Origin of the sequence: Paenibacillus sp. FSL L8-0644, from assembly GCF_038008165.1 — a bacterium.
Taxonomy (GTDB): domain Bacteria; phylum Bacillota; class Bacilli; order Paenibacillales; family Paenibacillaceae; genus Paenibacillus; species Paenibacillus polymyxa_D.
Genome location: NZ_JBBOYN010000001.1, coordinates 172,237 through 180,000, shown reverse-complemented (window position 1 = coordinate 180,000; position 7,764 = coordinate 172,237). Strand labels below are relative to the sequence as shown.

The 7,764-nt window shown below is 47.3% G+C and carries 7 protein-coding genes and 1 other RNA gene (1 of these 8 only partly in view); all 8 read right to left on the bottom strand.

Annotation, left to right across the window (positions count from 1 at the left end):
- A protein-coding gene (recR, locus tag NSS94_RS00735; RefSeq protein ID WP_013308227.1) for a recombination mediator RecR crosses the window boundary here: on the bottom strand, positions 1-434 show its 5' portion. The gene continues 166 nt to the left of window position 1, outside the view; 434 of the gene's 600 nt are visible here — the first part of the coding sequence; it begins with the start codon at positions 432-434; its stop codon lies beyond the left edge, outside the window.
- Between the two features lie 27 nt (positions 435-461).
- Positions 462-773 carry a YbaB/EbfC family nucleoid-associated protein gene (locus NSS94_RS00730; protein WP_013308226.1) on the bottom strand — a complete coding sequence of 104 codons (312 nt, stop codon included), beginning with the start codon at positions 771-773 and terminating at the stop codon, positions 462-464.
- A 43-nt stretch (positions 774-816) separates the two neighbouring features.
- Positions 817-2,568 (bottom strand): DNA polymerase III subunit gamma/tau, encoded by a 1,752-nt coding sequence (dnaX, locus tag NSS94_RS00725; protein ID WP_341038296.1) that lies wholly within the window; start codon positions 2,566-2,568, stop codon positions 817-819.
- Positions 2,569-2,726: 158 nt separating this feature from the next.
- An RNA gene (ffs, locus tag NSS94_RS00720) (signal recognition particle sRNA large type) lies at positions 2,727-2,993 on the bottom strand.
- Between the two features lie 110 nt (positions 2,994-3,103).
- On the bottom strand, positions 3,104-3,301 hold the full coding sequence (gene rpmE, locus NSS94_RS00715; RefSeq protein ID WP_013308223.1) for a 50S ribosomal protein L31: 198 nt from the start codon (positions 3,299-3,301) through the stop codon (positions 3,104-3,106).
- 157 nt (positions 3,302-3,458) lie between these two features.
- Positions 3,459-4,730: a radical SAM protein gene (locus NSS94_RS00710; RefSeq protein ID WP_029514889.1), complete on the bottom strand. Its 1,272-nt coding sequence runs from the start codon at positions 4,728-4,730 to the stop codon at positions 3,459-3,461.
- Between the two features lie 96 nt (positions 4,731-4,826).
- Complete coding sequence (rho, locus tag NSS94_RS00705) at positions 4,827-6,164, bottom strand: transcription termination factor Rho (protein ID WP_029514891.1); 1,338 nt, start codon at positions 6,162-6,164, stop codon at positions 4,827-4,829.
- A gap of 259 nt (positions 6,165-6,423) precedes the next feature.
- Positions 6,424-7,677, bottom strand: a complete 1,254-nt coding sequence (locus NSS94_RS00700; protein ID WP_029514892.1) for a UDP-N-acetylglucosamine 1-carboxyvinyltransferase — start codon at positions 7,675-7,677, stop codon at positions 6,424-6,426.
- Positions 7,678-7,764 lie beyond the last annotated feature (87 nt).

The following is a 7,764-nucleotide window of genomic DNA, read 5'->3' as shown; positions in this document are numbered from 1 at the left end:
GGGTTCGTAGCTAAAATCAGCTCCTTGACGCGCTCATCACTGAGTCTGTTCAGCAATTCCTTGAGTTTGATATCCTCAGGACCAATTCCCTCCATAGGAGATATCGCCCCGTGAAGCACATGGTAAAAACCATTAAACTCCTTGGTACGCTCCATAGCCACCAAATCCTTGGAATCCTGAACAACACAAATGACGGAAGTATCCCTTGTCTTATCCTGACAGATCCGACATGGGTCTGTGTCCGTAATGTTGCCGCAGACTGAACAGAAGTGAAGGTTACGTTTCACATTGACCAGCGCTTTGGCAAAGTCAATCACATCATCTTCCTTCATTTTCAGTACGTGAAAAGCCAACCGGGCAGCCGTCTTTGGCCCTACTCCCGGCAGGCGCGTAAAAGCATCAATTAGCTTTGCAATCGGCTCCGGATAATACAATAGCGTGTTTCTCCTTTATGCAGCAGACTAGAACAAGCCCGGAATTTTCATGCCGCCTGTAAATTTACCCATATCATCATTAGCCAGTTCATCTGCTTTGGACAAAGCATCATTGACTGCAGTCAGCACAAGATCTTGCAGCATTTCTACATCATCAGGATCTACGGCTTCCGGTTTGATCGTGATGGACAACACTTTTTTATGTCCATTTACCTCCACCGTCACAACACCGCCGCCAGAAGTACCTTCGATTACTTTTCCGCCAAGTTCCTCTTGGGCTTTCAGCATTTGTTCCTGCATTTTTTTCACTTGCTTCATCATTTGGTTCATATTGTTCATTTCAATCATCTCCTTTAATGAAGTATACATCTAGACACTTGAATTAATCTTTAATGACTACCAGATCTTCCCCGAAAAGTTGAATAGCTTCATCAATCCAGGGCTCCTTGGACTTTCCCGGCGCATCATGCTCCGGCTCCAGTTGCAATTCTTCGGCAGGCTGGTCGGAAACTCCTTCAATCGCAGCATTCCAATCCTTTTGCATCATCGTTACTAACCGATAAGGATGACCCAACTGCTCATGCAATACTTTCTCGATGACCTGCTTATTGGCAGGCTTTTCGGTAGTTTCACGATGAATATTGTTCTTAAATGCGACCAATATACTGTCCTCTAACACAGAAACTGGCTCACCGTCCATAAACCAGGCATGAACCGTAACTTTCGCCTCTTTTACCCCTTGCAAAATCTGACTCCACTTACGCCCCGCTGCTGCGAATGCTTCGCTCGACTTCTCAGCGATATAGCGATCCAACTGAGAAGGGAGTTTGGCCGGCGCTGAAATCCGCGGAGCAGGGGCACGCCCCCCGGAAGCCTGACGGCCACCCGACGATGCCTCCTGTCCAACTCCAGCGCCCAATCCACCTTGTAGCGCGCGCTCCAGTTTCTTTTCCAGCTCAGCAAGCTGGCGCTTCAACATTACCACATCTTCCTGCTCAGCCGCAGCACCAGAGCGCTGTGCGACCGGCTGAACAACAGCTCCTGCTTCCCCCGGAATACTGCATAGTTTCAATAGAGCTACCTCAAACAAAGTTTGAGGCTGAACGGCATATTTCATCTCACTCTGATAACGATTAAGGGTGTCAATCATCACAAAGAGTTGCTCCTTGGTAAAAGCATCTGCCACTTCCTTAAATCGCTCTGGATCTAGCACTCGCTCCGTCATTTTGGTTGCCTGAGGCACCATCTTGATCATTAGCAGATCTCGGAAATAGTACAGAAGATTCTCCATGCACTTATCCGCACTTTTACCTTCCTGCATAAAGTTCTCGATCATTTGGAGCACCGTGCCCACATCTTCTTTCAGCAATGCCAAAGCAAGCTTACCGAACTGCTCGGACGCAATACCTCCCGTCATATCCAGCACCTGCTGATAAGTAACCCGACCATCTGTAAACGAGGATATCTGGTCCAAAACGCTAACCGCATCTCGCATCCCGCCATCTGAAAGACGCGCAATATACTGCAGTGCATCTGAATCAGCCTGTATGTTCTCCTGTTGACATATCAGATCAAGCCGCTCTGTCTGTTCTTCCAGCGATACCCGCCGGAAGTCAAACCGCTGGCAACGTGAAATAATTGTCGCTGGAATCCGATGTGGTTCAGTCGTAGCCAATATGAACATCACGTGTGGCGGCGGCTCTTCTAGTGTCTTGAGCAGCGCATTGAACGCTTCCGTCGTCAGCATGTGCACTTCATCAATGATATAAACCTTGTGCCGCACTTCTGTGGGCGCATATTTGACTTTATCGCGCAAATCACGAATCTCTTCAACGCCCCGGTTGGAGGCTGCATCAATCTCCTGTACATCCATGACCGCTCCGGCCGTGATCCGTTTACAGGCCTCGCATTCGTTGCAAGGTTCCGGCGCAGGTCCATGCTCACAGTTGATAGCCTTGGCCAAAATTTTGGCCGCACTCGTCTTACCTGTTCCTCGTGGACCGCTGAACAAGTAGGCATGGGACGTGCGATTTTCGCGGATGGCATTCTGCAATGTCTGGATAATATGCTGTTGTCCTACCATGTCCTTGAAAGCCTGCGGCCGCCAAGCACGGTACAACGCTATATGTTCCAATGCGCGTTACCCTCTTTCCCATTCACTTTCATGACCATTCATGGTCACTTCATTATACTATACTCCCGTCCGAATCTAAACCAGACACCTTCCAATTTATAAAACACAAAAAAACATCTTCGCAATGATTGCCAAGATGTTCTAATTACCAATATATACCGTGCACCTGTTATTGATCGTTGTGATCCGAGCGGCAATCCTGAACAGCAACTCGGGCTAGGCAACCCTCCGGCACAAGAGTGGGCCTGCTTATGGCTGCTTCCTTCCGGACCTGACCAGGTTCACAAGTACTCATTGCGGAGGACCCAGCCGTCAACATTGTGCGCAGGGACCAGCCTCACATCAACAACACCTCTAACAGGAATTCAACCTCGCTATAGCGGATTGCGAGTTACAGGGCACCGCTACCTCCCCATCTAGCACGGTGAAAATAAGTATATCTTAAGGCCGCATAAAAAGCAAATACACATTATTACAAAAAGAGCCCTCTGCAGTCGCAGAAGGCTCTAATAACTTTATAACTTGCGGTAATCCATTAGATACCGTATTTCTTTTTGAAACGATCCACGCGTCCACCAGCATCAATAAATTTCTGCTTGCCTGTGAAGAACGGGTGGCAGGCGGAGCAAATCTCCACACGCAGAGATCCTTTCACAGAACCAGTTTCAAACGAATTTCCGCAAGCACAAGTGACAGTAGTTACGTTAAATGTTGGTTGAATAGCTTGTTGCATTGAACTTTCACCTCTTTCCGCCCTGAACGTCCTATCAGTCCAGAGTTGTATGAACACATGTTCACATTATAGCACTTGAATATGAGCGTTTCAACAACTCTTTTCTGCATTCAGAAACAGCGCAAAACAGGTGTATTTCAATTGCTGTGTGACCGTTTTAGGCCTTGGCAAATTTAGGACGTGCCTGCCCTTGCGGCGGTACATGAGTGTATGAACCGATGACTACATCCGGCAGTTCCTCACGATAAATCTCAAGCATTTGCTTCATGCCAAGGATCTCACCTTGTGCAGGTGGAATCAATTCCAGATAGCTTTCAGGATCGATGTTCAAATTACGCATTTGAATCAGCCTGAGCTTAGTTCGTTTGGCAAATTCAATCATTGCCTCAATTTCTTCTTCTCGGTCAGTTACACCCGGAAAAATCAAATAATTAATCGACGTATATACACCCTGCTCAGAAGCATAACGAAGTGATTTTTCCACATTAGCCAACGTGTAACCGCGCGGCTTGTAATACGCATTGTAATGATCGTCCAGTGCACTAATGGTACTAACGCGCATCAGATCAAGACCCGCATCCACGATTCCCCGGATATGATCGCTCAATCCCGCATTCGTATTGATATTGATGTATCCCATATCGGTAATGGAACGCACCTCTTTGATCGAATCAATAATCAGTTTGGCTTGTGTGGAAGGCTCACCTTCGCAACCTTGACCAAAACTAATGATGGATTCCGGTGTCTTCAAATGTTCCAGCATAACTTCTACAATTTCTTCGACGCGAGGACGGAAGTTCATTCTTGTCTGCGGAGATACGAAGCCACTGTCATCTGGCTGTTCAGATATACACCCAAAGCAACCCGCATTACAAGAATAAGATACCGGAACTCCCCCCTCCCAGCGATTCAGGAATGTGTTCGAGGAAGTAAGGCATTCGTAGCCAAGCGCACAGTTAGACAAATGTTGGTACAGCCGATTTTCGGGATATTGCTCCGTCATCCGCTGAACACCCAATTTAACTTGATGGCGGTCACAGTTTTCCGGATTCCACTTGGACGGACTGTCACTCTGCTCAGCCGTTACATAAAATGCTCCGTCTTTCCAGACTACGGCCGAATAACCGAACAAGGGAAGCTTGTACTCCTTATCGGTCTTCACATATCCCGGCAGGCACAAGCGTGTAAAACCTTGCGGCAATAAAGCCCCTACTGCTTGCATATCTCCGGGAAGAGAAACCATTTCCCCTGTTTCAGGGTTCATACCGACCGGGCGAGTGCTGGGCAGGCTTACCAATGTAGCTCCTTCCGGTAACGGAATAAGCTCATCCTCCATGATTTCAACAATCATGTCTGCACTACGTGCAAGCCCATACAAAGAAGCATGATCATATACATTGCCTTTTTCGTCGGCATACACCAAATACATTTTGGAGCTCCTTTCGCTCCGTTAAGCCTACGCCATTAACAAAATGAATGATAACGACTGTGTACTTACGGAACAGATAAAATACATGAATGGGTTTTAGTTGGTTGAGGCCGGGACTGAGGCTGTGGTAGAACGCGTAGTTCTCCGTTGTTGCCCACCAGAACTGCTTTGCGAGCCACCGGAAGAAGGTGCCGCCAAATCAAACGAAGCCAGAAATTCAGCATTAGTCTTGCTATTACGCAGCTTTTTGAGGAAGCCTTCCACAAAATCATGGCTTTCCGTCATATTTTTACGAATGGCCCAGATCGTATCCAATTCTTCCTTGTTCAACAACACTTCCTCACGGCGTGTGCCGGAACGACGAATATCAATCGCAGGGAAGATACGACGTTCTGCCAGCTTGCGGTCCAAATGCAACTCCATGTTGCCTGTACCTTTAAACTCTTCATAAATGATATCGTCCATGCGTGATCCTGTATCAATCAGAGCTGTAGCAAGAATCGTCAAGCTACCGCCTTCCTCCACATTCCGAGCCGCACCAAAAAAGCGTTTTGGACGGTGAAATGCCGCCGGATCAATACCCCCACTCAAAGTACGACCAGAAGGAGGAATAACGAGATTGTACGCACGAGCCAAACGCGTGATGCTATCCAACAGGATGACAACATCCTTTTTATGTTCTACGAGACGTAGCGCACGCTCCAACACGAGTTCTGCCACTTTGATGTGATTTTCAGGAAGTTCGTCAAATGTAGAGGCCACAACTTCACCTTTAACAGAACGCTGCATATCGGTCACTTCTTCAGGGCGTTCATCAATCAACAAGACAAAAAGCTCGATCTCGGGATTGTTGGTAGAAATGCTATTGGCAATTTCTTTGAGGAGAAGCGTCTTCCCAGCTTTGGGAGGTGCTACAATGAGTCCGCGCTGTCCAAGTCCGACAGGGGCCAGTACATCCATAATTCTCGTAGACAAATGGTTGGGGGAAGTTTCAAGGACTAATTTGGTTTGCGGATACAGTGGAGTCAGTGCAGGAAAGTGTAGCCGCTCAGCAGCTTGCTCAGGACTTCTTCCATTGACGGCGTTAACTTGAAGCAATCCAAAATATCGTTCATTCTCTTTTGGCGTTCGGCACTTACCGGAAACAAGATCGCCTGTTCTCAAGTCAAACTTGCGGATTTGTGAAGCAGAGATGTAAATATCTTCGGTACTCGGGAGATAATTGATCGGCCTCAGAAAGCCGTAACCTTCAGGAAGGATTTCCAGAACCCCTTGCATAAACATCAATCCGCTCTTCTCAGCTTGTGCACGCAGGATAGCGAAAATTAGTTCTTTCTTCTTGAGCGTTCCGTAGTACGGGATCTGGTATTGCTTGGCCAGCTTGTACAGGTCGGTCAGCTTCATTTCTTCCAGATCGGAAATTTGCAGATCCATATAATAACCACCTATTCAATTATTAAGTCCATTCATACATCTAAATGATAGACAATGATATCATAAACACCATTAACATAATTTTAACCAAAACAAATAAAGTTATGCAGCCATCTGCCTGGATTATACCGAATTATTCCGGTTTTCCGATAATTGATTGTTAGGTATGAACCACAATCTTTTATCAAGCAGCGGCTGCACAGGTGTTGCCCGTTCTATCGCTTTCGTTCCGGGAGTTCGAAAAAATTGCACGGCTTAATTATTCAGTCTGCCGCCATACATCCGCGCCCAAAAGACGCAGGTTAGAGACAAGGTGATCATAACCACGGTCAATGTACTCGACACCCGTCACCTCGGTTACGCCTTCGCTTACTGTAAGTCCAGCAATGACAAGGGCCGCTCCGGCGCGCAGATCTGCCGCTTTTACTTTAGCTGCATTCAATCGACCACCCTCTATAATGGCAGACCGACCCTCTACGCGAATTTTAGCCCCCATACGCACCAGCTCAGGGACGTGCTTAAAACGACTGCTGTACACAAAATCGCTCAATACACTGACACCCTGCGCTTGGGTAAGCAAGCTGGTCATGGGAGATTGTAAATCTGTGGCGAATCCGGGGTATATCAAGGCTTTAACGTCGACATGTTCATAAGAAGGTGCACCCAGTACGCGAATACTTTCATCATATTCCTCGATACCGATGCCCATTTCCTGCATTTTTGCAGTGAGAGCCTCCATATGTTTGGGGATTACGTTGTCAATCAATACATTTCCACGGGTTGCCGCAGCAGCAATCATGTATGTGCCCGCTTGTATACGGTCAGGTATAATGGAATGACGGCAGCCATGTAGCTCCGACACACCTTCAATTCGAATCGTCTCCGTACCGGCGCCTTTAATAATGGCCCCCATAGAGTTTAAAAGGGTTGCTACATCTATAATCTCAGGCTCTTTAGCCGCATTTTCGATAATTGTGGCGCCTTTGGCACGTGCTGCCGCCAGCATAATATTAATGGTAGCGCCTACGCTGCTAACATCCAAGTAAATCTTGGTTCCGCGCAGTTCTTTGGCGTGCAAATGAATAGCGCCGTGCTCGTTCGTAACCGTGGCACCCAGCGCTTCAAAACCTTTGATATGCTGATCAATGGGCCGGGGTTCGAAATTGCACCCTCCTGGCAAACCGATGATCGCTTCCTTGAATCTGCCCAGCATGGCTCCCATCATATAATAAGAGGCTCGTAATTTCTTAACAGGCCCATTCGGCATAGGAATGGATTTAATAGAGGATGGATCTATTTTCATCTGGCTACCTTCCCAGGCAACCGTTGCACCAAGTTCCTCCAGTATCTCGGAATACACCGCCACATCACTTAACAGTGGCAAATTGTCCAAAATGACTTCCGACTCTGCCAGAATGGCTGCGGGAATCAAGGCGATGGCACTGTTTTTGGCACCGCTGATGGAAACTGTACCCTGAAGCGGCCGTCCACCGGTGATCATCAATTTTTCCATAAGCTTGAGGGTCCCCCTACGTGTTTTGCAGTCGGTCAAACAATAATCTCAAATCAAAATTTTTAACTTTTTTAGTGGTGAAAATGG

Coding starts and splice junctions, on each gene's coding strand:
- NSS94_RS00700 (WP_029514892.1), bottom strand. CDS start 7,677: ATGGAAAAATTGATGATCACCGGTGGACGGCCGCTTCAGGGTACAGTT.
- rho (WP_029514891.1), bottom strand. CDS start 6,164: ATGGATCTGCAAATTTCCGATCTGGAAGAAATGAAGCTGACCGACCTG.
- NSS94_RS00730 (WP_013308226.1), bottom strand. CDS start 773: ATGAACAATATGAACCAAATGATGAAGCAAGTGAAAAAAATGCAGGAA.
- NSS94_RS00710 (WP_029514889.1), bottom strand. CDS start 4,730: ATGTATTTGGTGTATGCCGACGAAAAAGGCAATGTATATGATCATGCT.
- rpmE (WP_013308223.1), bottom strand. CDS start 3,301: ATGCAACAAGCTATTCAACCAACATTTAACGTAACTACTGTCACTTGT.